The sequence below is a fragment of the Streptomyces sp. SM18 genome (assembly GCF_002910775.2).
GTDB classification, from domain to species: Bacteria; Actinomycetota; Actinomycetes; order Streptomycetales; family Streptomycetaceae; genus Streptomyces; species Streptomyces halstedii.
The window spans coordinates 6,441,159-6,467,048 of record NZ_CP029342.1; the positions used below are offsets into that span (position 1 = coordinate 6,441,159).

Sequence of the window (25,890 nt, forward strand, 5' to 3'; positions counted from 1 at the left end):
CGACCGCATCCGCGACCCCGACGTGCGAGGCCCGGCACCAGCCATCCCGGAAGTGGAGTACGGATCCATGCGTCCCCATCGTCTTCGTGCCGTCGCCGTCGCGGCGGCCCTGCTGGTGGGCCTCACGGCCTGCGGCGGGGAGTCCGGCAGCAAGAAGGAGGAGAGCACCGGCAAGGCCGCGTCGGGTGCCTCCTTCCCGCTCACGATCGAGCACGCCCTCGGCAAGACGACCATCCCGTCCAAGCCCGAGCGCGTCGCCACGGTGAACTGGGCCAACCACGAGGTGCCACTGGCGCTCGGTGTCGTCCCGGTCGGCATGGCCGCCGCGAACTTCGGCGACGACGACGATGACGGGATCCTGCCCTGGGTCAAGGAGAAGCTGACGGAGCTGCACGCCGACACCCCCGTCCTCTTCGACGAGACGGACGGCATCGACTTCGAGGCCGTCGCCGACACCGAGCCGGACGTCATCCTCGCCTCGTACTCCGGGCTGACCAAGCAGGACTACGAGACGCTCAGCGACATCGCCCCCGTGGTGGCGTACCCGGAGGCGGCCTGGGCCACCCCGTGGCGCGAGATCATCCAGATGAACAGCAAGGCCATCGGCCTGGCCGACGAGGGCGAGAAGCTGATCGACGAGGTCGAGGGCGACATCGCCGAGACCGTCGCCAAGTACCCGCAGCTGAAGGGGAAGTCGGCGATGTTCATGACGCACGTCGACCCCAACGACGTGAGCGAGGTCGGCTTCTACACCGCGCACGACACCCGCACCCTGTTCTTCGAGGACCTCGGTCTGAAGATCCCGGACAGCATCGCCGAGGCGTCCAAGGGCACCAAGCAGTTCGCGCTGACCAAGAGCGCCGAGCAGATCGACGCCTTCGACGACGTCGACATCATCACCGGCTACGGCGACGACAAGGGCGACCTGCTCACGACCCTGACGAAGGACCCGCTGCTGTCGAAGATCCCCGCCGTCGAGCGCGGCTCGGTCTACCTCCTGCCCGGCAGCGCCCCGCTGGCCACGGCGGCGAACCCCACACCGCTGTCGATCTCCTGGGTGCTGGAGGACTACGTGGCGGCGCTCGCCAAGGCCGCGGACAAGGTCACGTGACGACGGCCGACACCCGGCACCCGCCGGACGCCGCCCTGGTGCGGCGTCCGGCACGGGTCCGGATCCTGTGGCTCCTGGTCACCCTCGTCGTGCTGGCGGCGGTCATGGTCGCCTCGGTCGCCATCGGCTCGCGCACCGTTGCCTGGTCCGACGTGTGGAGCGCGCTGGGCGGCGCGGACGGCTCGCTGGAGGAGGCGGCCGTCACCAAACGGATCCCGCGCACCCTGCTCGCCGTGGTCGTCGGCGCGGCCCTCGGCCTCTCCGGTGGCGTCATGCAGGGCGTCACCCGCAACCCGCTGGCCGACCCGGGCATCCTCGGCGTCAACATGGGCGCGTCGCTGGCCGTCGTCACGGGCGTCGCGTTCTTCGGGCTCACCTCGCCGACCGGATACGTGTGGGTCGCCCTGGCCGGGGCGGCTCTCTCCGCCGTCTTCGTCTACACCGTCGGCTCCCTGGGCCGCGGCGGCGCCACCCCCCTGAAGCTCGCCCTCGCGGGCGCCGCCACCTCCGCGGCGTTCGCCTCCCTGGTGACGGCCGTCGTACTGCCCCGCAACGACATCGCCGGGGCCTTCCGGCTCTGGCAGATCGGCGGTGTCGGCGGCGCCTCCTACGAACGCGTCGGCCATGTGCTGCCGTTCCTCGGATTCGGGTTCGTGGTCTGCCTGCTGTCGGCCAAGGCGCTGAACTCGCTCGCCCTGGGCGACGAACTCGCCGCCGGACTCGGTGAACGCGTCGCCCTGGCACGGGCCACGGCCGCGGTCGGCGCCGTCGTGCTGTGCGGCGCGGCCACCGCCGCCGCCGGGCCGATCGCCTTCGTCGGGCTCGTCGTCCCGCACGCCTGCCGTCTGGTGACCGGGGTGGACCACCGCTGGCTGCTGCCGTTCTCCGCGGTGACCGGCGCCGCCCTGCTGACCGCCGCCGACGTCGTGGGACGCGTCGTGGCCCGGCCCTCCGAGGTGGACGTCGGCATCGTCACGGCGCTCATCGGCGCCCCGTTCTTCATCTACACCGTCCGCCGCCAGAAGGTGCGTGCCCTGTGAGCGTCCCCGCCGTCACCCGGCCGTCCGTCCTGCGGGACGTCACCCGCGGCCGGGTCCGGAACGCCACCCACCGGCGCCTCGTCGTGCTGACCCTGGTGGTGCTCGTCGTCGCCGGCTTCGCCGTGACCCTGATGGCCGGCCAGACCTTCTACCCGCCCCGCGACGTGGTCCGGGTCGTTCTCGGCGAGCAGGTCCCGGGAGCGTCGTTCACCGTCGGCCGGCTGCGCCTGCCGCGCGCGGTGCTCGCCGTGGTGGCCGGATTCAGCTTCGGCATGGCCGGCGTCACCTTCCAGACCATGCTGCGCAACCCGCTCGCCAGCCCCGACATCATCGGCATCAGCTCGGGGGCGAGCGCCGCCGCGGCCATCGCGATCGTCACCCTCTCGCTCGACGAGATCCAGGTCTCCGTCCTCGCGATCGTCGCCGCCCTCGTCGTCGCGCTGCTGGTGTACGGCCTGGCCTTCCGGGACGGGGTCGTCGGCACCCGCCTCATCCTGATCGGCATCGGCATCTCCGCGATGCTCGACAGCGTCACCTCCTACGTGCTGTCCCGGGCCGCGGAGTGGGACCTCCAGGAGGCCATGCGCTGGCTGACCGGCAGCCTGAACGGGGTGAGCTGGGACCAGACCGTACCCGCTCTGCTGGCCCTCGCCGTGCTCGCGCCCGTCCTGCTGTCCCAGGCGCGCAACCTCTCCGCGATGCGGTTGGGCGACGACACCGCCTCCGCCCTCGGGGTCCGCGTCGAGCGCACCCGGATCACCGTCATCGTCGCCGCCGTCTGCCTGATCGCGTTCGCCACGGCCGCCGCCGGGCCCATCGCCTTCGTGGCGTTCCTGTCGGGCCCGATCGCCGCCCGGCTGGCCGGAGGCGGAGGCTCCCTGCTGGTGCCCGCCGGACTGGTCGGCGCCCTGCTGGTGCTCGCCGCGGACTTCGCCGGCCAGTTCGCCTTCGACACCCGCTTCCCGGTCGGGGTCGTCACGGGCGTGCTCGGCGCGCCGTACCTGGTCTACCTGATTGTCCGCACCCATCGGGCTGGAGGCTCGATTTGACCACGTCCCACTCCCTCACGGCCGAGGAGCTGACCCTCGGATACGGCGACCGCGTCGTCGTCGAGTCCCTCGACCTGAGCGTCCCGCCGGGCCGCGTCACCGTCGTCGTCGGGGCCAACGCCTGCGGGAAGTCCACGCTCCTGCGGTCCATGTCCCGTCTGCTCGCGCCCCGTGAGGGCCGGGTCCTCCTCGACGGCAAGCGGGTCCACCGCATGCCCGCCAAGGAACTCGCCCGGACACTCGGGCTGTTGCCGCAGTCGCCGGTCGCCCCCGAGGGCATCACCGTGCTCGACCTGGTCGGCCGCGGACGCCACCCCCACCAGGGGGTCTTCACCCGGTGGAACGAGAAGGACGACGCGGCCGTGGCATCCGCCCTGGAGGCCACGCGGACGGCCGCGCTCGCCGACCGCTCCGTGGACGAGCTCTCCGGCGGTCAGCGCCAACGGGTCTGGATCGCCATGGCGCTGGCGCAGCAGACCGATCTGCTGCTGCTCGACGAGCCGACCACCTTCCTCGACGCCAGCCATCAGATCGAGGTGCTCGACCTGCTGACCGATCTGAACCGGACGCGCGGGACGACCGTCGTGATGGTCCTGCACGACCTCAACCTCGCCGCCCGGTACGCGGACCACCTCATCGCCCTCGCGGGGGGCCGCATCCACGCCTCCGGTGCCCCCGCCGAGGTCCTGACGGAGGAGATGGTCGAGGCGGTGTTCGGGCTGCGGAGCCGTGTCATCGAGGACCCGGTGTCCGGCAAGCCGCTGATGCTCCCCCTGGGCAGACACCACATCCGGCCGGAGCCCGCGTCGGCCGGGTCCGCGTCGTCGGCCGGGAGCGGTGCGCCGGAACCCGCCGGGGAACCGGTGCGCTGAGGCGGCCCGCCCGCCCGTCACCCGGCGTCCGGGAGTCCCTCGTCGGGCAGGTCGAACAGGCGTCGCGTCCGCCGGTCGTTGTGCAGTCGCAGGGCGGTCAGCCACGGCCAGTGGTCCCCGGGCAGCAGACCCGGGCAGGCCACCCGGTGCGGGATGCGGCAGACCGTACCGGGCAGCGGCTCGGCGTCCCCCAGTTCCGTCGCGAGGCCGCCCGGCGTGATGATCCACCGCAGGGACGGCGGCACGGTGTGGGCGGGGAGCCGGATGCGGGGTTCGAGGAGGATCCAGTGCCCGGTGTACCAGGTGTGGTACCGGTCCTGCGGCAGGTCGCAGAAGGGGCAGTCGGGCGGCGACGGAGGGCGCGGCGCCGTGGCCCCCACCCGGAGCGCCTGGAAGGTGTGGTCGAGGAGGCCGGGGTCGTCGGGGCTGGGCGGTGTGTACTCGGTGTCCCCCATATCCGTAAGGGTCCGGACAGACCGCGCGGGCGGATAGGGTGCGATCCGGCCGTGACGGGTGGGACGGGGGCCGCCGCGTGGGGCGGGGATCGACTCCTGGGTACGGCGTGGTCCCGGCCGCCCCACGCGTACTGGCCGGTGAGCGCCCCCGGGGCCTGACCGGCCGGCCCCGTTCGCCCCGCGACCGCCTCCGGCCGCCCCGCAGACGGGCACCGTACCGTGTGCGGCTCCCCGCCGTCCCGGGTGCGGGCAGGGTGGCCCGTACCCGGCGGGTACCCGGGCAGGGCCTCTTCCCAAGATCTGGGAAGCGGTCCAGGATTGTCCCCCGCGACCCGCCCCGAAGGGGCCGGTGTCGCGGGGTTCCGTACGGCTGTGTGTGGAAGGATCCTCCCGCGGTACCCCACGCGGGCGAGGCGCCCGCAGACCCTTCCCGCGTGCCCGTGAGCATCTGAAGACCGGAGCCCGGGAGCGGGCGGTGCACCTCTCGGCCCGCTCCTCCCGCCGTCCACGACCCGCGCGTCCCCTGCCAGCACCCGGACCAGGAGCACACGTCATGGATTTTGGACTCGTCCTCCAGACCGACCCGCCCGCCTCCGCCGTCGTCGGGCTCATGCGCCGCGCCGAGCGCAACGGATTCCGCTACGGCTGGACCTTCGACTCGGCGGTGCTCTGGCAGGAGCCCTTCGTCGTCTACAGCCGCATCCTGGAGCACACCGACCGGCTGATCGTCGGACCGATGGTCACCAACCCGGGCACCCGCACCTGGGAGGTCACCGCCTCCACGTTCGCCACCCTGAACGACATGTACGGCAACCGCACCGTCTGCGGCATCGGACGCGGCGACTCCGCGATGAGGGTGGCGGGGCGCTCGCCCAACACCCTGGCCCGGCTGGGCGACGCCATCGACGTGATCCGGGACCTCGCCGAGGGGCGCGAGGCCGTGGTGGACGGGCAGCGGATCCGGATCCCGTGGGTGAAGGAGGGCAGGCTCCCCGTCTGGATGGCGGCGTACGGCCCCAAGGCCCTCGCCCTGGCGGGACGGAAGGCCGACGGCTTCATCCTCCAGCTCGCCGATCCGTACCTCACCGAGTGGATGGTCAGGGCGGTACGCGACGCGGCCGCCGACGCGGGCCGCGACCCGGACTCCGTCACCATCTGCGTCGCCGCCCCCGCCTATGTGGGCGAGGACCTGGGGCACGCCCGCGAGCAGTGCCGCTGGTTCGGCGGCATGGTCGGCAACCACGTCGCCGATCTCGTCTCCCGTTACGGCGAGCACTCCGGACTGGTGCCCGAGGCGCTGACCGCGTACATCGCGGACCGCTCCGGGTACGACTACGGCCACCACGGCCGCACCGGGAACCCGGACACGGCCTTCGTCCCCGACGAGATCGTGGACCGGTTCTGCCTGCTGGGGCCCGCCGAGGCGCACATCGAGAAACTGCGGTCCCTACGCGGCCTGGGCGTCGACCAGTTCGCCGTCTACGCCATGCACGACGCCCGTGAGGCGACCGTCGACGCCTACGGCTCCACGGTCATCCCCGCCCTGTCCGCCTGACGTCCATTCAACTGACAGCCTGTCAGTTGGCAAGAGGAAGCGGCCGGTTACGACGGAGCCGGTGTGCGGCCGAGCAGGGCGCTGACGTCCACCGTGTCCTTGGCCGCCGGAGTGGCCGAGGGGACCGGCCGGTCGAAGCCGGAGAAGTCCACGGCCGCGTCGGCCCCGTCGCCCCGCACGGTGAGCCGCACCGGGTGGTGCCGGCCGCCGGTGTCCACGTACGCGGTCAGCTCCTGCCCGTGGGCGCGGCGGGTGACCGGGACGGTGCGCACCCCGTCGACCGTCGTCACCGCGCCCTTGGTGACCGTGCCTCCGGCGGTGTCGGCGTTGTCGGAGACCAGCTGGCGGAAGGTGTTCAGGTCGCAGACGTCCACCACCGGGCGGAGCCTCGCATCGGAGGCCGCGCCCTTCAGGTACCGCCCGGCCAGGATCGCTCCGAAGGTGCTGCCGCCGACCGGCACCTGGTTCTTCCAGAAGTCCGCGTCCGGCTTCACCCAGACCGTGCCGCCCCGCTTGACGATCTTCACCGACCCCTTGTCGCCGCCGAGTCGCACGCTGCCCGCGCAGTTCCCCTCCCGGTCCAGGGCGAGATCGGCGGTCAGCGCCTCCTGGCCCTTGCCCAGGTCGCCGTGCGCCCGCAGGCGCAGGGAGCGCGCGTCCAGCAGCGCGTCGCGGGAGCGGTCCGCGATCCGCTGCGCGGGAAGCGACTCGAAACCGTCGTCCGCGCGGGCCGTCACGCCGGTGGTGACGGTGAGGACGACCACCGCCGCACAGGCGGCGGCACGGGCGGCGGTGCGCTGTCCGGCCACGGTGCCTCCTTGGGGAAACGTTCCCGCTCAGAGCCCTGCCGAGCGGTGATCCCTCCTTAGGAGCGTACGCCCGGCCCGGGGTGCGCGCCTGACGGCGGCGGTGTACGGCGGGTGAGGCGTGCTTGAGCGGGGCGGCCCGTCTCGTTACTCTCCGGTAGATCCGTCGGGGCGGCCCCGGGGCCGCCCGGCAGGTGCCCCGGCGGGCGCGAGGAGGCGGCAGCGATGACATCGGCGGAGCCCACCCGGCGGACCGGAGTGAGCGGGTCCCGGCGCCCGGCCGCACCGGCCGCCCCACCCGGACTCGCGGACAGCGCACGGCGGTTGGCCGAGGGCACCACCACCTCGGCGGCGCTCGTCGGCGCGGCCCTGAGCCGTATCGAGGCGAGCCGCTCCACCCTCAACGCCTTCCGGCACCTGCGGGCCGACGCCGCGCTCGCGGAGGCGGCCGAGGCGGACCGGCGGCTCGCCGCGGGGGAGCGGCTGCCCCTGCTCGGGGTACCGGTCGCCGTCAAGGACGACACCGACGTCGCCGGGATGCCCACCCACTTCGGGTGTGACGGCGCGCTGCCGCCGGCCACCGCCGACAGCGAGGCGGTCCGCAGGCTGCGGGCCGCCGGGGCCGTCGTCGTCGGCAAGACCAACGCCTGCGAGCTGGGCCAGTGGGCCTTCACCGAGGGACCCGCCTTCGGCGTCACCCGCAACCCGTGGAACACCGGCCACACGCCCGGCGGTTCCTCCGGCGGCTCGGCGGCCGCCGTCGCGGCCGGGCTGGTGCCCGCGGCGCTCGGCTCGGACGGCGCGGGGTCCATCCGCATCCCCGCCGCCTGGACCCACCTGGTCGGCGTCAAACCGCAGCGCGGCAGGATCTCCGTCCACCCCTACGGCGACGCCTTCCACGGGCTCACCGTCAACGGCCCCCTCGCCCGTACGGTCGCCGACGCCGCCCTGCTGCTGGACGCCGCCGCCGGATCCCACCCGGCCGACTTGCACCGCCCGCCCGCCGTGGACGCGTCCGCCGCCGCGCGCCGCGACCCCGGAAGGCTGCGCATCGGCCTCGCGCTGCGGCCGCCGCTCACCCTCACCCGGACCACGCCGCACCCCGAGGTGGCACGCGCCGTCACCGCGCTCGCCGAGACGCTGGCCCGGCTCGGCCACCATGTGGAGGAGGCCCGCCCCCGCTACGGACTGATCGGCCTCGCCTTCGTCCCCCGCGCCACCGCGGGCATCGCGGAACTCGCCGGGGCGCACCCCGAACCGGGCCTGCTCGACCCGCGTACCCGCAGCGCCCTGCGTACCGGGACCCGGCTCGGCGGGCGGGTGGTCCGGGCGGCGCGTGCCCGGGAGAGGCACCAGCACCGCAGGATCGGCGCCTTCTTCGAGCCGGGCCGGCCCCGCTCGGGCGGCGGTGCCGGGGACGGGCAGGGGTTCGACGTGCTCCTCACCCCGACCACCGCGTCCCCGCCGCCCCGGACCGGGGCCTGCGACGACCTCAGCGCCTGGCGCACCGACCTCGCCATGACCGCCGCCTGCCCCTACGCCTGGCCCTGGAACGTACTGGGCTGGCCCGGCGTCAACGTCCCGGCCGGGTTCACCCGCGACGGGCTGCCGGTCGGCGCCCAGCTGCTCGGACCCGCCCGCAGCGAGGCCCTGCTCTTCTCCCTCGCCGCCCAGCTGGAGGCCGACCTGCGCTGGTACGAGCACCGGCCGCCCGGCTTCGGCACGTCCCCGCCGGGCACGGCGGCCGGGCGCTGACCCGCGGTCCCGCCTCCCCCCCCCGTACGCGCTCGGCGGAGGAGGCCGACCGGCGGTCCCGCGCTCAGATGGGCTCGCCGACCGTCATCCGCAGGATCGCCTCGACCCGCTCGACGGCGCAGATCGCGCCGAAGGCCACCAGATGGACCAAGCAGTGATCGGTCGACGCCGGAGTACGCCAGGCCGCCACGTCCTCGGCGGTGACGCGGTACGGCGCCCGCGCCGCGAGCAGCGCGAGCCGGGCACCCGGCCGCCGCGCCCGCGAGGGCAGCTCCGCCCTCAGCGGCAGCGGTGTGACCCCGTCCCAGTCGGCCACCGACGCCCGTACCGACGCGGCGTCCTCCTCGCTCAGCAGTTCCTCCCCGGCACGCGCGGCGGTGAGCAGCGCCCCGTACGCCGTGCCCACCGGACCGTCGTCCATCCACGCCGGTGCCTCCCCGTCCGTCCGCAGCAGCGGCAGGGAGGCGCCCGGCCGCACCTCGCGGCGCACGGTCCCGGCCAGCGAACGGCCCGCCGTCCTGCGCACCAGCCGGTACCTCTCGGCGCCGCCCGGCAGCATCCGCTCCGACAGCAGCGAGGAGACGATCCGGTTGATGAAGTGGAAGGCGAGCGTCGTCCCCACGTACTCGGGGGCCTCGTCCGCCGGGAACGGCCACGGCCCGCGCATGTTCCTGCCCCAGGCGAGCAGCGCACGGTCGCCGGGGGCCTCCGGTTCCTCGCCCCGCAGCACGCCCTCCGCCAGGCGGTGGTCCCCGGTGGCGTGCAGCAGGACGGCGTGCACGGTCACACAGAACGGGCACCGGTTGGCCAGCGAGACACCCGCCGCCACCAGCTCCTTCCCGGTACGCGAGGCACGCCCGGCGAGCAGGGACTCCCGCATCAGGGCCCAGGTGGAGGTGAGCAGGGAGGGGGAGGCGGACAGGGCGACGAAGGTGGGGGCGTCCTTGACACCGAAGTCGGCGGACACCTGGGCATAGACGTCGGCCACCACCCCGGTGGCCGACGCGGGGGACTGGGGCGAGGTGTACAGGAAGGGTCCGGTCATACCGCCCATGCTGGCCGCCGCCACCCCCTCAGGTCGTCGTACGGCGGGAGGCGGCCGGGGCTGCGCCCGGCCCGGCCGGACACGGCCCGTCCTACTTCAGCGGGAGTAGTGCGCACACCGTCCCCGAGGACGACGCGGCCTCGGGCGTACGGACGTTAAAGTGCCGCTCATGCAGGGGGATACCGGCCGGGGGACGAAGCCGGCGGACGTGGGACTCGCCGTCGCGGTCGGGGCGGTCGTGATCACCGCCGCGTGCCTGGCCTCCGCGCCCTCCGCCCTCGATCTGGTCCTCATCGCGGCGGGCTGCCTCGCCCTGACCGCACACCGCCGTCACCCGCGCGCCGTCCTCGCCGCCACCACCCTGTGCCTGTTCGCGTACGTCGTCCACGCGCACCCCGGAAGCTGGGCGGCGCTGCCCGTCCTGGCCGGTGTCCACGCCGCCGCGCGCAACGAGCACCGTACCGAGGCGGTCGCGACCGGGGTGCTGTTCCTGGCGGGCTACAGCGTGGTGCTGTTCGCCACCGGACCCGGCGTCCAGGACACGGTCGAACGGACGGCGCTGCTGCTCGGCTGGTTCCTGTGCGCCGGGGTCACCGGGCTCATCGACAAGAACTGGCAGGCCTATCTGCGCCAGACCGAGCAGCGCGCGCTCGACGCGGAGCGCACCCGTGAGGAGACCGCCCTGCGCCGCGCCGGCGAGGAACGGCTGCGCATCGCCCGCGAACTGCACGACTCGCTCACCCACTCCATCTCCATCGTCAAGCTCCAGGCCGGAGTCGCCGTCCACCTCGCCCGCAAACGCGGTACCGAGGTGGAGCCCGCCCTGCTCGCCATCCAGGAGGCGAGCGGCGAGGCGATGCGGGAACTGCGCGCGACCCTGGAGGTGCTCCGCACCGACGTGGTGGACCCCGGCACGGGGCTCGACCGGCTGGGGGAGCTGGCCGAACGGGCACGGGCGGCCGGTATCGCGCTGGCCGTCACCGTGGACGGCACCGTACGTTCCCTTCCGGCCGACGTGGACGGGGCCGCGTACCGCATCGTGCAGGAGGCCCTCACCAACGTCGCCCGGCACGCCGACCGGGCCGACACCACCGTCCGCCTCACCTACACCGACACCTCGCTGGCCCTGGCCGTCGAGGACGCGGGGCCCTGCCTGGAAGGCGTCCGCGTCGTCCCCGGCACCGGGCTGACCGGCATGCGGGAACGCGTCACCGCGCTCGGCGGCACCCTGGAGGCCGTGCCGGGGGCGGCCGGCGGCTTCTCCGTCCGCGCCGAGCTGCCCTGTCCCCAGGAGGCCGGCCGGTGATCCGCGTGGTGATCGTCGACGACCAGGCGCTCATGCGCGCCGGATTCCGGGCCCTGCTGGACGCCGAGGACGGCATCGACGTCGTCGGTGAGGCCGCCGACGGCCGCCAGGGCGTGGAGGAGGTCCGGCGGCACACCCCGGACGTCGTACTCCTCGACGTGCAGATGCCCGTGATGACCGGCATCGAGGCGACCCGGGCCATCGCCTCCGATCCGGCGCTGGCCGGGGTCCACGTGGTCATCCTCACCAACTACGGCCTCGACGAGTACGTCTTCGACGCCCTGCGCGCCGGGGCCGCCGGATTCCTCCTCAAGGACACCGAGCCGGCCGAGCTGCTGCGGGCCGTCGAGGTCGCGGCGCGCGGCGACGCCCTCCTCTCGCCCGGCATCACCCGGCGGCTGATCGGCGCGTTCGTCTCCCGGCCCCCGGACCGCTCCACCGCTCCCGGCCTCGACGTGCTCACCCGGCGCGAGCGGGAGGTCACCGCCCTGGCCGCCCGCGGCCTGACCAACGACGAGATCGCCTCCCACATGGTGGTCAGCCCCTACACCGCCAAGACGCACATCAGCCGTGCCATGACCAAGCTCGGCGCCCGCGACCGGGCCCAGCTGGTCGTCTTCGCGTACGAGTCCGGGCTGGTCGAGGCCCGCAGGAACCCCGACGCCCCCGGGACCGCGCCGCACCGGGCGTGAGGCGGCCGGCCGGATCCGGCCGAGATGGGTGCGGGCCCCTGTGGAGTGGGGGACGGCCACGAGATATCTTGATGTCAAGCAATGTTGCAGACGTGGAGCGGAGCACCCGGTGACTGACTCGACCATCATCTATACGCACACCGACGAGGCCCCTGCCCTGGCGACGTACTCGTTCCTGCCCGTCGTGGAGGCCTACGCCTCGACCGCGGGTGTCACGGTGGAGAGCCGCGACATCTCGCTGGCCGGACGCATCATCGCCGGCTTCCCGGAGCGTCTGAAGGCCGACCAGCGTATCGATGACGCACTCGCCGAGCTGGGCGAGCTGGCCAAGGCTCCCGGCGCCAACATCATCAAGCTGCCGAACATCTCGGCGTCCATCCCGCAGCTCAAGGCCGCCATCGCCGAGCTGCAGGCGCAGGGCTACGCGCTGCCGGACTACCCGGACGACCCGAAGAGCGACGAGGACAAGGACGTCCGCGCCCGCTACGACAAGGTCAAGGGCAGCGCCGTCAACCCGGTCCTGCGCGAGGGCAACTCCGACCGCCGTGCCCCCGCGTCGGTCAAGAACTACGCCAAGACGCACCCGCACCGCATGGGCGCCTGGACGGCCGACTCCAAGACGAACGTCGCCACCATGGGCGTCGACGACTTCCGGTCCACCGAGAAGTCCGCCGTCGTCGCCGAGGCGGGCGACCTGCGCATCGAGCTGGTGGGCGACGACGGCACCACCACCGTGCTGCGCGAGTCCGTACCCGTCCTGGCCGGCGAGGTCGTGGACGCCGCCGTGATGCGGGTCGCCGCGCTCCGCGAGTTCATCACCGCGCAGATCGCCCGTGCCAAGGCCGAGGACGTCCTGTTCTCCGTGCACCTCAAGGCCACGATGATGAAGGTCTCCGACCCGATCATCTTCGGCCACGTGGTGCGCGCCTTCTTCCCGAAGACCTTCGCCGAGTACGGTGACGTCCTCGCGGCGGCCGGCCTGACCCCGAACGACGGTCTGGGCGGCATCCTCAAGGGCCTGGAGGCGCTGCCCGAGGGCGCGAAGATCAAGGAGTCCTTCGAGGCCGAGCTCGCCGAGGGCCCCGCCCTGGCGATGGTCGACTCCGACAAGGGCATCACCAACCTCCATGTGCCCAGCGACGTCATCGTGGACGCCTCCATGCCGGCCATGATCCGTACCTCCGGCCACATGTGGGGCCCGGACGGCCAGGAGGCCGACACCGTCGCCGTCCTGCCGGACAGCAGCTACGCGGGCGTCTACCAGGTCGTCATCGACGACTGCCGTGCCCACGGGGCCTTCGACCCGTCCACGATGGGCTCGGTGCCCAACGTCGGCCTCATGGCGCAGAAGGCCGAGGAGTACGGCAGCCACGACAAGACCTTCGAGATCCCGGCCACGGGGACGGTCCGCGTGGTCGACGCCGCCGGTGACGCCGTGCTGGAGCAGGCGGTCGGCGCCGGTGACATCTTCCGGATGTGCCAGACCAAGGACCTGCCGATCCAGGACTGGGTCAAGCTCGCCGTCACCCGCGCCCGCGCGACCGGCAACCCGGCCGTCTTCTGGCTCGACGAGGACCGCGCGCACGACGCCCAGCTCATCGCGAAGGTCAGGACCTACCTGGCCGACCACGACACCGACGGTCTCCAGATCGAGATCATGACCCCGGAGAAGGCCACCGCGTTCTCCCTGGAGCGCATCCGCCGCGGCGAGGACACCATCTCCGTCACCGGCAACGTCCTCCGTGACTACCTCACGGACCTGTTCCCGATCCTGGAGCTGGGCACCAGCGCCAAGATGCTCTCCGTCGTCCCGCTGATGAACGGCGGCGGCCTCTTCGAGACGGGCGCCGGCGGCTCCGCCCCGAAGCACGTCCAGCAGCTCGTCAAGGAGGACTACCTGCGCTGGGACAGCCTGGGCGAGTTCCTCGCCCTCGCGGTCAGCTTCGAGCACCTCGCGCAGACCACCGGCAACGCCCGCGCGCAGGTCCTCGCGGACACCCTGGACCGGGCCACGGCCACCTTCCTCAACGAGGACAAGTCGCCCAGCCGCCGTCTCGGTGGCATCGACAACCGCGGCAGCCACTTCTACCTGGCCCTGTACTGGGCCCAGGAGCTGGCGCGGCAGACCGAGGACGCCAAGCTCGCCGAGGCGTTCACCCCGCTCGCCGCGACGCTCGCGGACGCGGAGGGGACCATCATCGACGAGCTGGTCGCCGTCCAGGGCAAGCCGGCCGACATCGGCGGCTACTACCAGCCCGACCCGGCCAGGGCCGCGGCCGTGATGCGCCCGTCGGCCACGTTCAACGAGGCCATCGCCACGCTCGGCTGACCCCGCGTCACCATCCCGTGCGACCGCCCCGGCAGGCTCCCCGCCCGCCGGGGCGGTCGTGCGTACGGGGCCGCCGGGCGGCTCCGCGCGGTCTACGGCACGCGGGCGGTCCACTCCTCGGTGGCGAACTTGGTCCGCACCAGTTCCTCCGCGCGGGCCATCTCCTCGGCGGTCACGGCGCCCGGGGTGAGGCCGTGGCGGCCGCGGAAGGAGTCGATCATGTTGGCGATGACGACCTCGCGGGGCAGGCCGGTCTGGCGCCTGAGCGGATCGACGCGCTTCTTCGCGGACCTGGTGCCCTTGTCGGACATCTTCTCCTTGCCGATGCGGAGCACGTCGAGCATCTTGTCGGCGTCGATGTCGTACGCCATGGTCACGTGGTGCAGGACGGCTCCGCCGCCGCCCGCCACGCGCTTCTGGGCGGCGCCCGCGATCTTCCCGGCGTCCGTGGCGATGTCGTTGAGCGGCTGGTACCAGGCCCGGATGCCCATGTCGGCCAGGGCTCCGAGCACCCAGTCGTCCAGGTAGGCGTAGCTGTCGGCGAAGGAGAGACCGGAGACCAGCGCGTCCGGTACCGACAGCGAGTACGTGATGGTGTTGCCCGGCTCCACGAACATCGCCCCGCCGCCGGAGACCCGGCGCACGACCGTCACGCCGTGGCGTTCCGCGCCGGCCGGGTCCACCTCGTTGCGCAGGGACTGGAAACTGCCGATGATCACGGCGGGGGAGTCCCACTCCCAGACCCGCAGCGTCGGCGGCCGGCGGCCCGCGGCTACCTCGGCGGTGATGACCTCGTCCAGCGCCATGTGCAGGGCGGGCGACTGGGGCGCGTCGTGGACGAGCTGCCAGTCGTAGTCGCTCCACTCGGTGGCGTGGGCGAGGGCCCGGCGGACCGCGACGGCCACGCCCTCGGAGGTGAGGCCGAGCATCACGGTCGACTCCGGCAGCGCGGCGTCGATCCGGGCGGTGAGGCCCACGGTGTCGGTGTTCGCCGGGACGCCTTCCAGGGCCGCGTCGATGGCCTCGATCGCCTCGTCGGGTTCGAGGAAGAAGTCCCCCGCGACCCGGACGTCGCGCAGGGCGCCGCCCTCCACCTCCAGGTCGACGACCACGAGCTTGCCGCCGGGGACCTTGTACTCACCGTGCACAGCCTTGCCTCCACGTTCACCCGGCTCCGCTCCGAACCGGCTCCGGTCAGGCATAACCTCGCCGTCGCACCGTTTAATCCGGGTGTTCCCGAGCGGCGCGCTCACCACGTCCCGTCGCGCGCCACCGCCCCCTCCGTGCTCTCGCGCAGGACGAGCCGGTGCGCCACGACGCGGTCCTGCGGATCCGCCGAGCCGGCAGCTCCGCCATCCGCACCGTCCCCGCCGTCCGGGCGGGCCTCCGGGCGCGTCGCCTCCTCGATACGGCGCAGCAGCAGGGCCACCGCGACGCGGGCCACCGCCTCCTTGTCCGGGGCCACGGTGCTCAGCGCCGGCACGCTGAAGCGGCCCCCCTCCACGTCGTCGAAGCCGATGACGGCCACGTCCTGGGGCACGCGCGCCCCGTACTCGTGCAACGCCCGCAACGCGCCGAGCGCCAACTGGTCGTTGAGGCACAGCAGGGCGTCGGGCCGGACCCCCTCGGCCAGGACGCGGCGCACGGCGGCCGCCCCGTCGGCCATGTGGAAGGCCTCGACCGGCAGCAGGGACGCCGGATCGAGCGCGATGCCCGCGGCGGCCAGCGCGGCGCGGTAGCCCCGGGTACGTGCCTGGGCGGTGCCCACACCCGGGTCGTCCCGCCCACCGACCGTCAGGACGCGCCGGCGGCCCAGTGCGATCAGATGCTCGGTCGCCTCACGGGCCGCCCGCTCGTTGTCGATCGCCACGTGGTCGGCGCCGTCCGTCAGCAGCTCGCCCAGCAGCACGGTCGGCGGAACTCCCGTATGGGCGCGCAGATCGTCCGGTGCGAGGGCCAGCGGACTCAGGATGACGCCGTCCACGAAATTCGAACCGAACCCGGCCAGCGCCGCCCGCTCCCGCTCCCGGTCCCCGCCGGACTGGTGGATCAGCACGGTCAGGGAGCGTCTTTCGGCCTCGCGGACGACGTGCCGGGCCAGCTCCGCGAAGTACGGGACGTCCAGTTCCGGTACGACCAGGGCGATGATGCCGGTGCGGCCGCTGCGCAGATGCCGTCCGGCGAGGTTGACGCGGTAGCCGAGGTGGTCGATCGCCTCCTGGACCACGCGCCTGGTCCGTTCGGACACGTGGACGTAGTCGTTGAGCACGTTGGACACCGTCTTCTCCGACACCCCCGCGTGCCGTGCGACGTCCTTGATCCTGGGCCGTGCCACCCGCGACCTCCCCTGCCCCTCGTACCCGTCGAGTCTAGAGGGCCCGCCCGTGCGGACCGGACGGCCGCCGCGTCCGGGACGCGGAGGGGCCGCCTGCCGCACGGGTGATGCCACAACCCTTTACAGCCAATGTACATCGATGTAAAAACAGGTCACCGCATCGGTGGAACCCGGCGCGGATCACCTCCGACGTGCGTGGTGGCGACTGCCGCCGTGCCGGTGCCCCCTGCGCCGGCCACCACGTCGTCCGGCCGTCGAAAGGTCAGTGATGAGCCCTGCACCCCCTGCCCGAGAGCCGCTCGGCGCCCGGGATCCCGGCCCGGCGCCCGGCCCCGGCCGCCGCCGGCTGCTGCGCTACGGCACGGCCGGGGCGGCGGCCCTGCTGGCCGGGGTACCGCTGACCGGCTGCGCCTCCCCGGCCAGGGCCGGGGGACCCTCCGCGCTGAAGGTGTGGGACCTTTTCCAGGGCGGCGACGGCATGCTCATGGACGAGATGATCGACGCCGTCTCGCGGGGCGCGGACGGCTTCCGCGTCGACCGGACCATCCTGGACTGGGGCCCCTCCTACTACACCAAGCTCGCCATGTCGGCGGCGGGCGGCCGGGCCTCGGACGTGGCCGTCCTGCATCTGTCGCGGCTGGCCGGATACGCCCCCGGCGGGCTGCTGGACCCCTTCGACCTGGATCTGCTGGCCGAGTTCGGCGTGACCGAGAAGGACTTCGCCCCCGCCGTGTGGAAACGCGCCCGCTACCGGGACACGGTCTACGCCGTCCCCCTGGACGTGCACCCCTTCATCGTCTTCTACGACAAGGACGCCGCGGAGCGGGCCCACCTGCTCGACCCGTCCGGCCACCTGGCCCCCATGGGCTCCCCCGAAGCGCTGCTCGACGCGGGGAAGCGGCTCGCCGAGGCCACCGGGCACTCCGGGATCCTCTTCGGACACGTCACCGACACCGCCCAGAGCTGGCGGCAGTTCGCCGCCCTCTACGCCCAGACCGGGGCCTCCTTCACCCTCCCGGACGGCGGCCCGCCCCAGATCGACGTGGACGCCGCCGTGCGCGTGGTCGCGTTCATGAAGCGGCTCTTCGACGGCCGGACCAACCCCAGGGACCTCGACTACAACAGCGCGATGGCCGCCTTCACGGGCGGGCGCGGCGGCATGATCATGGCGGGCGAGTGGGAACTGCCGACGTTCCGCGACTCCGCCGTCAAGCGGCTGGGTGCCGCGCCCTTCCCGCAGGTCTTCGGCCGCCCCGCCGTCTACGCCGACTCCCACAGCTTCGTGCTGCCGCACCAGGAGAACCCCGACCCCGCCCGGCGCAGGGAGGCCCACCGGTATGTCGCCGAGATCGTCAAGCAGAGCCTGACCTGGGCGGGCGCGGGCCACATCCCCGCCTACCAGCCGGTGCTGGCCCGCCCCGAATACGCCGCGCTCGACCCGCAGTCCTCCTACGCCGCCGCGGGCGAGAACGCCGTACTCGACCCGTCGAACTGGTTCGCCGGGGCCGCCTCGAACTTCCAGAACCGCATGTGCCAGCCGCTCCAGTCGGCGCTGCTGGGCAACACGTCCGCCGAGAAGGCCGTACGCCAGATGGTCCGCGAGGCGGACACCCTGCTGCGCCGCCCGAACCCGGTCGCCTGACGAGAGCCGAAGGAGCCGACATCGTGACCACCACCGCGCCCGCCGGGGAGGCGGCGCCCCCGCGCCCCGAGCCACCTGGGGCCCCGTCCACCGCGCGCCGGCGCACCGGACGCTCCGGCACCGGACGGCTCTTCGTCCTGCCGTTCCTGGTGTGCTTCGCGCTCTTCCTGGTCTGGCCCGTCGTCCAGGGCCTCTGGATGAGCCTGACCGACGCCTCCCTCACCCTGCGCGACCCCCAGTTCGTCGGATTCGCCAACTACGCCGAGGCGTTCGGGGACCCGGACGTCTGGAGCAGTCTGGGCAACACCGTCTTCTTCACCGTGATCTCCTGCGTACCGCTCGTCCTGGTCGCCCTCGCCATGGCCCTGCTGGTGCACAGCGGACTGGCCGGCCAATGGGCTTGGCGGCTCGCCTACTTCGCCCCGTACCTGCTGCCCGTCACCGTCGTCACACTCATCTGGACCTGGCTCTACCAGCCGGACATCGGCCTCGGCAACGAACTGCTGACGTCACTGGGTCTGGAACCGGTGGGCTGGCTCTCCGACGAGTCGGTGGCGATGTGGTCCGTCGCCGCCCTCACCGTCTGGTGGACGGTCGGCTTCAACTTCCTGCTCTACCTCGCCGCCCTCCAGTCCCTCCCGGCCACCTACGACGAGGCCGCAGCGCTCGACGGGGCCGGTGCCTGGCGGCGGCTGTGGTCCGTCACCCTGCCCCAACTGCGCCGCACCACCGTGCTGGTCGCCATGCTCCAGGTGCTCGCCTCGCTCAAGGTCTTCGACCAGATCTACATCCTCACCAAGGGCGGCCCCAACGGCTCCACCCGTCCGATCCTGGAGTACGTCTACGACGTCGGGTTCACCGGCTACCGGCTGGGCTACGCCTCGGCGGTCAGCTACGTCTTCTTCGCGATCGTCATCGTCGTCTCCCTCGCGCAGCTCCGCCTCTTCCGACAGGAGGACTGACCGTGTCCGCCACCGCCACCCCCGCCCGGCCCCGGCGCCGTCCGCGGCGCGAGGACTCCGGTTCCCCGATGCTGCTCGGCCACGGACGGCTGCCCCGTGTCCTGGCCGGGACCGCGCTGACCGCCCTCGCCGTCGTCTGGCTGCTGCCCTTCCTCTGGGCCGTCGCGACCTCGGTCCAGAGCGAGCAGGACGTGACCAAGCCCGGCCTGTCGCCGTTCAAGGGGGCCTTCACGTTTGCCGCGTACCGCCAGATCCTGGAGCGCGGAAACGTTCCGACCTGGGCGTTCAACAGTGTTCTTGTCGCCGTCCTGGTCACCGTGATCACCGTGGGCATCTCGACGCTCGCCGCCTACGGCTTCTCCCGGGGCACCTTCCGGGGCCGCCGCGCCCTCCTCGCCGTCACCGTCGCAGCGATCATGGTCCCGCCGCAACTGCTCATTGTGCCGCTCTTCGAGCAGATGACGATGTTCGGTCTGGTCGACACCTACGCGGCGATCGTCCTGCCCCAGGTCGTCGCCCCCATGATGGTGTTCATCCTGAAGCGGTTCTTCGACGGCATCCCCCGCGAACTGGAGGACGCCGCCCGGATCGACGGCGCGTCCGAGATCAGGGTCTTCCGGTCGGTCGTGCTGCCACTGTCCCGGCCGATCGTCGCCGCCGTCGCGATCTTCGTCTTCATCGGCGCGTGGAACAACTTCATGTGGCCCTTCGTGGTCACCAACGACCCCGACCTCATGACGCTCCCGGTCGGCCTGGCCACCGTCAAGGACGCCTTCGGTGTCCAGTACGCCCAGTCCATGGCGTCTGCCCTGCTGGCGGCGCTCCCGCTGATCGTGATGTTCCTCCTCTTCCAGCGGCGCATCGTCAACTCCGTGGCCACCACCGGCCTCGGCGGCGGCTGACGCCCGCTCTCCGATCCCCTCCGATCTCCTCCGATCCCCTCCGGGCCGTCCGCCGGCCCACCACCACCGTCCGACTGGAGTCTTCGTGCACACCCCGTCCGTCCCCCGTCCGGAGTACCCGCGACCGCAGTTCGTCCGCCGCGACTGGCTGAACCTGAACGGAACCTGGCAGTTCGAGACCGACCAGGGGGACAGCGGCCTCGAACGGGGACTCCTCGGCCGCGACCTCACCGGCGAGATCCTCGTCCCCTTCGCCCCCGAGTCCGGCCTGTCGGGCGTCGGCGACACCGATTTCCTGGAGGCCGTCTGGTACCGGCGCCGGTTCACCCCGCCCGCCGCATGGGCCGGCCGTACGGTGCTGCTCCACTTCGGGGCCGTCGACCACGACACCACCGTGTGGGTGGACGGCACCGAAGTGGTCCGCCACCGGGGCGGGTTCACGCCCTTCACCGCCGATCTCGGCGAACTCGCCCCGGCCGGGCGGGAGGTGGAGATCACGGTACGGGCCCGCGACCCGAAGTCCGGTCCCCAGGCCCGGGGCAAGCAGGCCGTCCGGTACGCCAATCATGACTGCAACTACACGCGCACCACCGGAATCTGGCAGACCGTCTGGGCGGAACCCGTCCCCGACGTCCATCTGCGCCGGCCCCGGATCACCCCCGACCTCGCCGGTTCCGCGTTCGGCCTGGAACTCCCGCTGTCGGGCAACCGCGCCGGCCACCGGGTGCGTGCCGTCCTCAGCGACGACGCGGGCGAGGTCTGCCGCGCCGAGGTGCGCGCCGACCTCGATCTGGCCCCCCGCCTGCACCTGCCCCTGCCGGACGGCCGGCGGCGCGAGTGGAGCCCCGAGGACCCCTTCCTGTACGGGCTGCGGCTCGAACTCCTCGACGCCGGGGGCGAGGTGACCGACACCGTGGAGAGCTACGCCGGTCTGCGCGCCGTCGCGGTTCAGGGCCGGACGGTCCTCCTCAACGGCCGCCCCCGCTTCCAGCGCCTCGTGCTCGACCAGGGCTGGTACCCGGACGGGCTGATGACCGCACCCTCCGACGAGGCCCTGGTCCGTGACATCGAACTGGCCATGGAGGCCGGATTCAACGGGGCCCGGCTGCACCAGAAGGTCTTCGAGGAGCGGTTCCTGCACCACGCCGACCGCCTGGGCTATCTGGTCTGGGGCGAGTTCGGCGACTGGGGCTGCGAGGTCGGCGGCTCGTCCGGCGACAACCAGCGGCCCGACGCCTCCTACGTGGCCCAGTGGCTGGAAGCCGTGGAACGCGACTACTCGCACCCCTCGATCGTCGGCTGGTGCCCGCTGAACGAGACGTACCAGAAGCTCCACGACCGGATCACCCCGCTCGACGACGTGACCCGGGCGATGTTCCTCGCCACCAAGGCCATGGACACCACCCGCCCGGTGATCGACGCCTCCGGCTACTCCCACCGGGTGCTGGAGACCGACGTCTACGACTCCCACACCTACGAGCAGGACCCCGCCGTCTTCCGGCGGCTCGTCTCGGGCCTCGCCCAGGGCGAACCCTTCGTCAACACCCACGAGAGCGGAGCCGCCTACTCCCAGGCGTACCGCGGACAGCCCTACTTCGTCAGCGAGTTCGGCGGGATCTGGTGGGACCCCGAGGCCGCCGCCGGGCAGTCCGGCAGCGACCGTACCGTCTCCTGGGGATACGGCGACCGGGTGCGCACCGAGGACGAGTTCCATGAGCGGTTCGCCGGTCTCACCGGCGTGCTGCTGGAGGACCCGGAGATGTTCGGCTACTGCTACACCCAGCTGACCGACGTCTTCCAGGAGCAGAACGGCGTGTACCGGTTCGACCGGGGCACCAAGCTCGATGTGACGCGCGTCCGGGAGGCCCAGCTGCGGCCCGCCGCGATCGAGCGGCGCCCGGCCGAGTAGCGAGCCGTCCCGATGGCGGGCGCCCGCTGCCACGGTGGGTGCCCGTCCCCCTGGCAGGTGTCCGTCCCCTGGTGGGTGTCCGTCTCCTGGTGGGTGTCCGTCTCCGTACCGGGGGCGGGTACCCACCGTGCCGTGGGACGGGACGGACCCCGCACCCGGGCCGGTGCCGCCGGGTCAGGCCGTCGGGGCCTCGTCGTGCGGGCGGCGGAGCCCCTCGACGAGGAGGGCGACCAGACGGCGCGCGTCGTAACGGGGGTCGTGTTCGGCGCCGATGCAGAGGTTCCCGACGCCGCGCATGAGCTCGTAGGCCGTCAGGCCGGAGCGGACCTCGCCCGCCTCGGCCGCGGCGTCGATCAACTGGGCGCACACCGGTGCGAGGGTGTCGAGGAAGTAGGTGTGCAGCGAGTCGAAGCCGCTGCTGTCGGGCTGGAGCACGGCGGCGAGCCCGTGCTTGGTCACCAGGAAGTCGACGAAGAGGTCGATCCACCGGGCCAGCGCGGTGTGCGGGGTGGGGCTGCTCGCCAGCAGGGCCGGACCGGCCTGTGCACAGGCCTCCACCTGGTGCCGGTAGACGGCGATGATCAGCTCCGCGCGCGTCGGGAAGTGGCGGTAGATCGTGCCCGTCCCCACGCCGGCCTCGGCCGCTATGTCGCGGACCGGCGCTTCGACCCCGGACGCGATGAAGACCGCGGCCGCCGCGTCGAGCAGCGTCTTCTTGTTGCGCAGGGCGTCCGCCCGCTTGGTACGGGCCGCCTGCCCCGTGCCGCCGTCGCTCATCGCACTGCTCCCTTTCACCTGACGGGTCCTACGACCTGACAGGTCCCGCGACCTGCCGGAATCTCACCGACCTGCCGGATCTCACCGACCGACCGACCGGATCGACCGACCGACGCGCTCCGGCCGAGCGTCGGGCATGTCCGGACCGTCGACGGTCCGCCGGTCGGGCTTGTTAAACGGAACCTCGTTCCGTATCGTTAACGGAACGAGGTTCCGTTTGGCCATGATGCCAGAGCGGGAGCCCCGCAGCCAATCACGCGCGCTCTCAGCCGCACCGCTCACCCATGGAGGACATGGTCATGCAGTACCGCACGTTGGGCCGCACCGGTGTACAGGTCAGCTCCCTCGCACTCGGCGCGATGAACTTCGGCAGGATCGGCCGCACGACCCAGGAACAGGCCACCGCGATCGTCGACGCCGCCCTCGACGCCGGGATCAACGTCATCGACACCGCCGACATGTACGGCGACGGCGAGTCGGAGGAGATGGTCGGCAAGGCCCTCGCCGGCCGCCGCGACGACATCGTGCTGGCCACCAAGGCCGGCATGCCCATCGGGGAGGAGCGCAACCACCGGGGCAGCTCGCGCCGCTGGCTGGTCACCGAGCTGGACAACAGCCTGCGCCGCCTCGGGGTCGACCACGTCGACCTCTACCAGATCCACCGCTGGGACCCGAGCACCTCCGACGAGGAGACGCTGTCGGCCCTGACCGACCTCCAGCGCGCCGGAAAGATCCGCTACTTCGGCTCCTCGACCTTCCCGGCCTACCGCCTCGTGCAGGCCCAGTGGGCCGCCCGGGAGCACCGTCTCGGCCGCTACGTCACGGAACAGCCCAGCTACTCGATCCTGCAGCGGGGGATCGAGACCCACGTCCTGCCGGTGGCCGAGGAGTACGGCCTCGGCGTGCTGGCCTGGAGCCCGCTCGCCTCGGGCTGGCTGTCGGGGGTGGTCCGGGCGGGCAAGCCCATCAGCACCAGCCGCTCGGTCCTCCTGCCGGAACGCTTCGACACCTCGATCCCCGGTAACCAGGCCAGGCTCCACGCCGTCGAACAACTGGCGGACGTCGCCGCCGAGGCCGGCCTCACCATGATCCAGCTCGCGCTCGGATTCGTGACCGCGCACCCGGCCGTGACCAGCGCGCTCATCGGCCCCCGCACGCCGGACCACCTGCCCGCACAGCTCGCCGCCGCCGACACCGTCCTCTCCTCCGACGTCCTGGACGCGATCGACGCGATCGTCGCCCCGGGCACCGACCTCGCCCCGCAGGAGAAGTTCGACACCCCGCCCTCGTTGCTCGACCCGTCACTACGGCGCCGCTGAGCGCCCCGGCGAGCGGAATCGCGGTACGGAGACCTGGCTGCCCTCGGTGCCCGGTGTGCCCGGGACTCCGCCAGGCCCGGGGATCCGGCGTGCCCGGAGCTCCGTGAGGCCCGCGTCCGGTCGGGCCCGCGCTGCGCCGGGCACCTCGCGGACCGGACCGCTCGCCCGGGTGGCGCGCCGGACGGGACGGCACGGCCACGCCCCCGCCGATCACCAGGACGGGGACCGCGCCGGGGGCGCTTCGCGGGCTCCATGCTTAGCTGGAGGCATGATCGATGACTTCCTCGCCACGGACACGGCCAACCCGGCACGGGTCGAGGCAGCGGTCAGGGCGGCGGCCGCCGCCGAGATCCTGCCCCGCTACCGGCAGCTGGCCGCGCACGAGATCGTCGAGAAGAGCGGGCCGCACGACCTGGTCACCGCCGCCGACCGGCTGGCCGAGGAGCACCTGACGGCCTCCCTGACCCGGCTGCTGCCCGGTTCGGTCGTCGTGGGCGAGGAGGCCGTCCACGCCGACCCGGCGGTCTACGACGCGCTCCACGGCGACGCCCCCGTCTGGATCGTGGATCCCGTCGACGGCACCCGCCAGTTCGTCCACGGTGAACCCGGCTTCTGCACCCTGGTCGCCCTCGCCCACCACGGCGAGGTGTTCGCCTCGTGGACGTACGCCCCCGTGCTCGACGAGTTGGCCGTCGCCGTACGCGGACGCGGGGCGACACTCAACGGAACGCCGCTGCACAGTGGTTCACCCGCGCCCGGCGCCGTCCTCAAGGTGGCGATGTCGCACCCCGACTACACCTCCGACGCCCAGAAGCGGGCGCTGCTGGGGCTGCGTACCGACGGCATCGACGCCCGCGCCTGCGGTTCGGCCGGACTGGAGTACCTGGCCGTCGCGTGCGGGGCGCAGGACGGCGTCGCCTTCAACTGGGAGCTGGCCTGGGATCACGCGGCCGGGCTGCTCCTGGTCACCGAGGCGGGCGGCGCGCAAGCGACCCTGTCCGGCGTGCCCTACCGCATCACCGGCGGCAACGACCTGCCGTTCACGGCGGCCAGGGACGCGGCGACGGCCGAGCGGATCCTCGACGCGTTGCGGTCCGGGGCGGACGGTCCGGACCCCTCGGTCAGCTGACCGGCTCCGGGGTCGCCGCGCCGTCCCGGTCGCCGTCCAGCACCGCCCGTACCTCCCGTACGACCTCGGCCGCCGTCCCGACCGCCTCCACGTCCAGGCCGCGCAGTGCGGCGGCGACCCGGTCCGCGAAGCCCTCGGGGGTCCGGGGCAGGGCCGCCGTCGCCGCGAGCGCGCCCTTCTCGTTCAGACACCAGGCGCGGTGGTGGGCGTGCAAGGACTGGGCGAGCACGCCGAAGGCCTTCGACAGGCACAGGGCGACATGCAGCACGTCGCCGGACGGGGCCGACGTGCGGGCGGCCGCCACGGAGAATTCCGCCTCCCACACGGCGTCGGCGAGCGCCCGGCGCAGCGGTTCGGGGTAGGCGCCCGCCGCTTCCCGAAGGGCTGTCACCTCGCCGTCGGCGTCGCGCAGTACGCGGCCCAGGGCGACCTCTCCGACGTAACAGGGTGACCAGAAGCCCAGCGGATGGCCCGGCTGGACGCCCACCTCGAAGCGGCCCGCGCGGCAGTCCGCCCACACCGACCCCACCCGGTCCAGATCGCGCAGGATCCAGTCGACGGCGACCCCGTCGACCGTCAGCCACGCCCCTCCGTTCACCCACGGCCCCCAGCCGCCCGGACCCGCCACGTCCACCGGAGCCCCCTGGAACTCGGAGGCCAGGGCGGCGAGACCGGCCAGATCGGGGGTGCCCCGGTAGTAGACCCCCAGATCCCAGTCGGAGTCGTGCCGGTGGGTGCCGCGGGCGCGGCTGCCACCCAGCACGACGGCGCTGATCCCGGAGAGCCGGACCAGTCGGCCGGCCATCTCGGCGACGGCGGGGGAGGGGACGCACGGCTCGTTCATCGAACGGGAGGCTACCCGGGGGTCACCGGCGGACGCGCCCCAATATCCTGGGTCCG

22 protein-coding genes are annotated in these 25,890 nt (G+C 73.0%); 15 read left to right on the forward strand and 7 right to left on the reverse strand.

What is annotated here, in order from left to right; genetic code table 11:
* Window positions 1-67: 67 nt before the first annotated feature.
* Genes B9S64_RS28655 through B9S64_RS28670 form a run of 4 tightly spaced genes read left to right on the forward strand, consistent with a single transcriptional unit; the run spans window position 68 to window position 4,072 of the window.
* On the forward strand, window positions 68-1,111 hold the full coding sequence (locus B9S64_RS28655) for an iron-siderophore ABC transporter substrate-binding protein (RefSeq protein WP_103489007.1): 1,044 nt from the start codon (window positions 68-70) through the stop codon (window positions 1,109-1,111).
* On the forward strand, window positions 1,108-2,151 hold the full coding sequence (locus B9S64_RS28660) for an iron ABC transporter permease (protein ID WP_103489006.1): 1,044 nt from the start codon (window positions 1,108-1,110) through the stop codon (window positions 2,149-2,151). Before B9S64_RS28655 ends, B9S64_RS28660 begins: the two co-directional genes overlap by 4 nt.
* Window positions 2,148-3,200, forward strand: a complete 1,053-nt coding sequence (locus B9S64_RS28665; protein ID WP_103489005.1) for an iron chelate uptake ABC transporter family permease subunit — start codon at window positions 2,148-2,150, stop codon at window positions 3,198-3,200. The genes B9S64_RS28660 and B9S64_RS28665 overlap by 4 nt, the downstream gene beginning before the upstream one ends.
* Entirely contained in the window at window positions 3,197-4,072 is an 876-nt protein-coding gene (locus B9S64_RS28670) for an ABC transporter ATP-binding protein (protein ID WP_103489004.1), read from the forward strand. The genes B9S64_RS28665 and B9S64_RS28670 overlap by 4 nt, the downstream gene beginning before the upstream one ends.
* A 17-nt stretch (window positions 4,073-4,089) precedes the next feature.
* On the opposite strand, the gene B9S64_RS28675 is transcribed toward B9S64_RS28670, so the two are convergent.
* Window positions 4,090-4,527 carry a DUF6083 domain-containing protein gene (locus tag B9S64_RS28675; protein ID WP_103489003.1) on the reverse strand — a complete coding sequence of 146 codons (438 nt, stop codon included), beginning with the start codon at window positions 4,525-4,527 and terminating at the stop codon, window positions 4,090-4,092.
* Between the two features lie 553 nt (window positions 4,528-5,080).
* Between B9S64_RS28675 and B9S64_RS28680 the strand changes: the two genes are divergently transcribed.
* The gene (locus B9S64_RS28680) at window positions 5,081-6,082 is read left to right on the forward strand and encodes a TIGR03842 family LLM class F420-dependent oxidoreductase (RefSeq protein WP_103489002.1); all 1,002 of its coding nucleotides are present in this window, start codon (window positions 5,081-5,083) and stop codon (window positions 6,080-6,082) included.
* A gap of 47 nt (window positions 6,083-6,129) precedes the next feature.
* Here the strand turns inward: B9S64_RS28680 and B9S64_RS28685 are convergent, their stop codons facing one another.
* Window positions 6,130-6,891: a hypothetical protein gene (locus B9S64_RS28685; protein ID WP_103489001.1), complete on the reverse strand. Its 762-nt coding sequence runs from the start codon at window positions 6,889-6,891 to the stop codon at window positions 6,130-6,132.
* Window positions 6,892-7,113: 222 nt separating this feature from the next.
* Between B9S64_RS28685 and B9S64_RS28690 the strand changes: the two genes are divergently transcribed.
* Window positions 7,114-8,643 carry an amidase gene (locus B9S64_RS28690; RefSeq protein ID WP_103505132.1) on the forward strand — a complete coding sequence of 510 codons (1,530 nt, stop codon included), beginning with the start codon at window positions 7,114-7,116 and terminating at the stop codon, window positions 8,641-8,643.
* Window positions 8,644-8,707: 64 nt separating this feature from the next.
* Here B9S64_RS28690 and B9S64_RS28695 read toward each other — a convergent pair whose 3' ends face one another.
* Window positions 8,708-9,688: a carboxymuconolactone decarboxylase family protein gene (locus B9S64_RS28695; protein WP_103488767.1), complete on the reverse strand. Its 981-nt coding sequence runs from the start codon at window positions 9,686-9,688 to the stop codon at window positions 8,708-8,710.
* A gap of 169 nt (window positions 9,689-9,857) precedes the next feature.
* Here B9S64_RS28695 and B9S64_RS28700 point away from each other — a divergent pair, with 169 nt between their 5' ends.
* From B9S64_RS28700 to B9S64_RS28710, 3 genes are all read left to right on the forward strand, one after another.
* Window positions 9,858-10,994: a sensor histidine kinase gene (locus tag B9S64_RS28700; protein WP_181012118.1), complete on the forward strand. Its 1,137-nt coding sequence runs from the start codon at window positions 9,858-9,860 to the stop codon at window positions 10,992-10,994.
* Window positions 10,991-11,686: a response regulator transcription factor gene (locus tag B9S64_RS28705; protein ID WP_103488769.1), complete on the forward strand. Its 696-nt coding sequence runs from the start codon at window positions 10,991-10,993 to the stop codon at window positions 11,684-11,686. Before B9S64_RS28700 ends, B9S64_RS28705 begins: the two co-directional genes overlap by 4 nt.
* A gap of 109 nt (window positions 11,687-11,795) precedes the next feature.
* On the forward strand, window positions 11,796-14,015 hold the full coding sequence (locus tag B9S64_RS28710) for an NADP-dependent isocitrate dehydrogenase (protein WP_103488770.1): 2,220 nt from the start codon (window positions 11,796-11,798) through the stop codon (window positions 14,013-14,015).
* 92 nt (window positions 14,016-14,107) lie between these two features.
* Here B9S64_RS28710 and B9S64_RS28715 read toward each other — a convergent pair whose 3' ends face one another.
* Both B9S64_RS28715 and B9S64_RS28720 read right to left on the reverse strand, forming a co-directional pair.
* Window positions 14,108-15,163 carry a biotin/lipoate A/B protein ligase family protein gene (locus B9S64_RS28715; RefSeq protein ID WP_103488771.1) on the reverse strand — a complete coding sequence of 352 codons (1,056 nt, stop codon included), beginning with the start codon at window positions 15,161-15,163 and terminating at the stop codon, window positions 14,108-14,110.
* Window positions 15,164-15,264: 101 nt separating this feature from the next.
* Window positions 15,265-16,350 carry a LacI family DNA-binding transcriptional regulator gene (locus tag B9S64_RS28720; RefSeq protein WP_103488772.1) on the reverse strand — a complete coding sequence of 362 codons (1,086 nt, stop codon included), beginning with the start codon at window positions 16,348-16,350 and terminating at the stop codon, window positions 15,265-15,267.
* Between the two features lie 268 nt (window positions 16,351-16,618).
* On the opposite strand from B9S64_RS28720, the gene B9S64_RS28725 reads away from it, so the two are divergent.
* The 4 genes from B9S64_RS28725 (at window position 16,619) to B9S64_RS28740 (ending at window position 21,765) form a co-directional block, all read left to right on the forward strand.
* Window positions 16,619-17,992: an extracellular solute-binding protein gene (locus tag B9S64_RS28725; RefSeq protein WP_103505133.1), complete on the forward strand. Its 1,374-nt coding sequence runs from the start codon at window positions 16,619-16,621 to the stop codon at window positions 17,990-17,992.
* Between the two features lie 23 nt (window positions 17,993-18,015).
* Window positions 18,016-18,954, forward strand: coding sequence for a carbohydrate ABC transporter permease (locus tag B9S64_RS28730; RefSeq protein WP_103489436.1), 939 nt, complete (start codon window positions 18,016-18,018; stop codon window positions 18,952-18,954).
* A gap of 2 nt (window positions 18,955-18,956) precedes the next feature.
* A complete protein-coding gene (locus B9S64_RS28735; protein ID WP_103489435.1) occupies window positions 18,957-19,856 on the forward strand; it encodes a carbohydrate ABC transporter permease in 900 nt (299 codons plus the stop codon).
* A gap of 85 nt (window positions 19,857-19,941) precedes the next feature.
* Window positions 19,942-21,765, forward strand: a complete 1,824-nt coding sequence (locus tag B9S64_RS28740; protein ID WP_103489434.1) for a glycoside hydrolase family 2 protein — start codon at window positions 19,942-19,944, stop codon at window positions 21,763-21,765.
* A 174-nt stretch (window positions 21,766-21,939) separates the two neighbouring features.
* On the opposite strand, the gene B9S64_RS28745 is transcribed toward B9S64_RS28740, so the two are convergent.
* Window positions 21,940-22,542: a TetR/AcrR family transcriptional regulator gene (locus B9S64_RS28745; RefSeq protein WP_103489433.1), complete on the reverse strand. Its 603-nt coding sequence runs from the start codon at window positions 22,540-22,542 to the stop codon at window positions 21,940-21,942.
* 299 nt (window positions 22,543-22,841) lie between these two features.
* Here B9S64_RS28745 and B9S64_RS28750 point away from each other — a divergent pair, with 299 nt between their 5' ends.
* Together B9S64_RS28750 and B9S64_RS28755 are read left to right on the forward strand one after the other, a co-directional pair.
* The gene (locus B9S64_RS28750) at window positions 22,842-23,861 is read left to right on the forward strand and encodes an aldo/keto reductase (protein WP_103489441.1); all 1,020 of its coding nucleotides are present in this window, start codon (window positions 22,842-22,844) and stop codon (window positions 23,859-23,861) included.
* Between the two features lie 268 nt (window positions 23,862-24,129).
* Window positions 24,130-24,990 carry an inositol monophosphatase family protein gene (locus B9S64_RS28755; RefSeq protein WP_103489432.1) on the forward strand — a complete coding sequence of 287 codons (861 nt, stop codon included), beginning with the start codon at window positions 24,130-24,132 and terminating at the stop codon, window positions 24,988-24,990.
* Here the strand turns inward: B9S64_RS28755 and B9S64_RS28760 are convergent.
* Window positions 24,983-25,834 (reverse strand): nucleotidyltransferase domain-containing protein, encoded by an 852-nt coding sequence (locus B9S64_RS28760; RefSeq protein ID WP_103489431.1) that lies wholly within the window; start codon window positions 25,832-25,834, stop codon window positions 24,983-24,985. The genes B9S64_RS28755 and B9S64_RS28760 overlap by 8 nt on opposite strands.
* Between the last annotated feature and the right edge of the window lie 56 nt (window positions 25,835-25,890).

Bases quoted from the DNA above. Each gene is read 5' to 3' on its own strand.
- B9S64_RS28655 (WP_103489007.1), top strand. From the start codon at position 68: ATGCGTCCCCATCGTCTTCGTGCCGTCGCCGTCGCGGCGGCCCTGCTG.
- B9S64_RS28675 (WP_103489003.1), bottom strand. From the start codon at position 4,527: ATGGGGGACACCGAGTACACACCGCCCAGCCCCGACGACCCCGGCCTC.
- B9S64_RS28680 (WP_103489002.1), top strand. From the start codon at position 5,081: ATGGATTTTGGACTCGTCCTCCAGACCGACCCGCCCGCCTCCGCCGTC.
- B9S64_RS28690 (WP_103505132.1), top strand. From the start codon at position 7,114: ATGACATCGGCGGAGCCCACCCGGCGGACCGGAGTGAGCGGGTCCCGG.
- B9S64_RS28695 (WP_103488767.1), bottom strand. From the start codon at position 9,688: ATGACCGGACCCTTCCTGTACACCTCGCCCCAGTCCCCCGCGTCGGCC.
- B9S64_RS28700 (WP_181012118.1), top strand. From the start codon at position 9,858: ATGCAGGGGGATACCGGCCGGGGGACGAAGCCGGCGGACGTGGGACTC.
- B9S64_RS28725 (WP_103505133.1), top strand. From the start codon at position 16,619: ATGAGCCCTGCACCCCCTGCCCGAGAGCCGCTCGGCGCCCGGGATCCC.
- B9S64_RS28745 (WP_103489433.1), bottom strand. From the start codon at position 22,542: ATGAGCGACGGCGGCACGGGGCAGGCGGCCCGTACCAAGCGGGCGGAC.
- B9S64_RS28750 (WP_103489441.1), top strand. From the start codon at position 22,842: ATGCAGTACCGCACGTTGGGCCGCACCGGTGTACAGGTCAGCTCCCTC.
- B9S64_RS28755 (WP_103489432.1), top strand. From the start codon at position 24,130: ATGATCGATGACTTCCTCGCCACGGACACGGCCAACCCGGCACGGGTC.
- B9S64_RS28760 (WP_103489431.1), bottom strand. From the start codon at position 25,834: ATGAACGAGCCGTGCGTCCCCTCCCCCGCCGTCGCCGAGATGGCCGGC.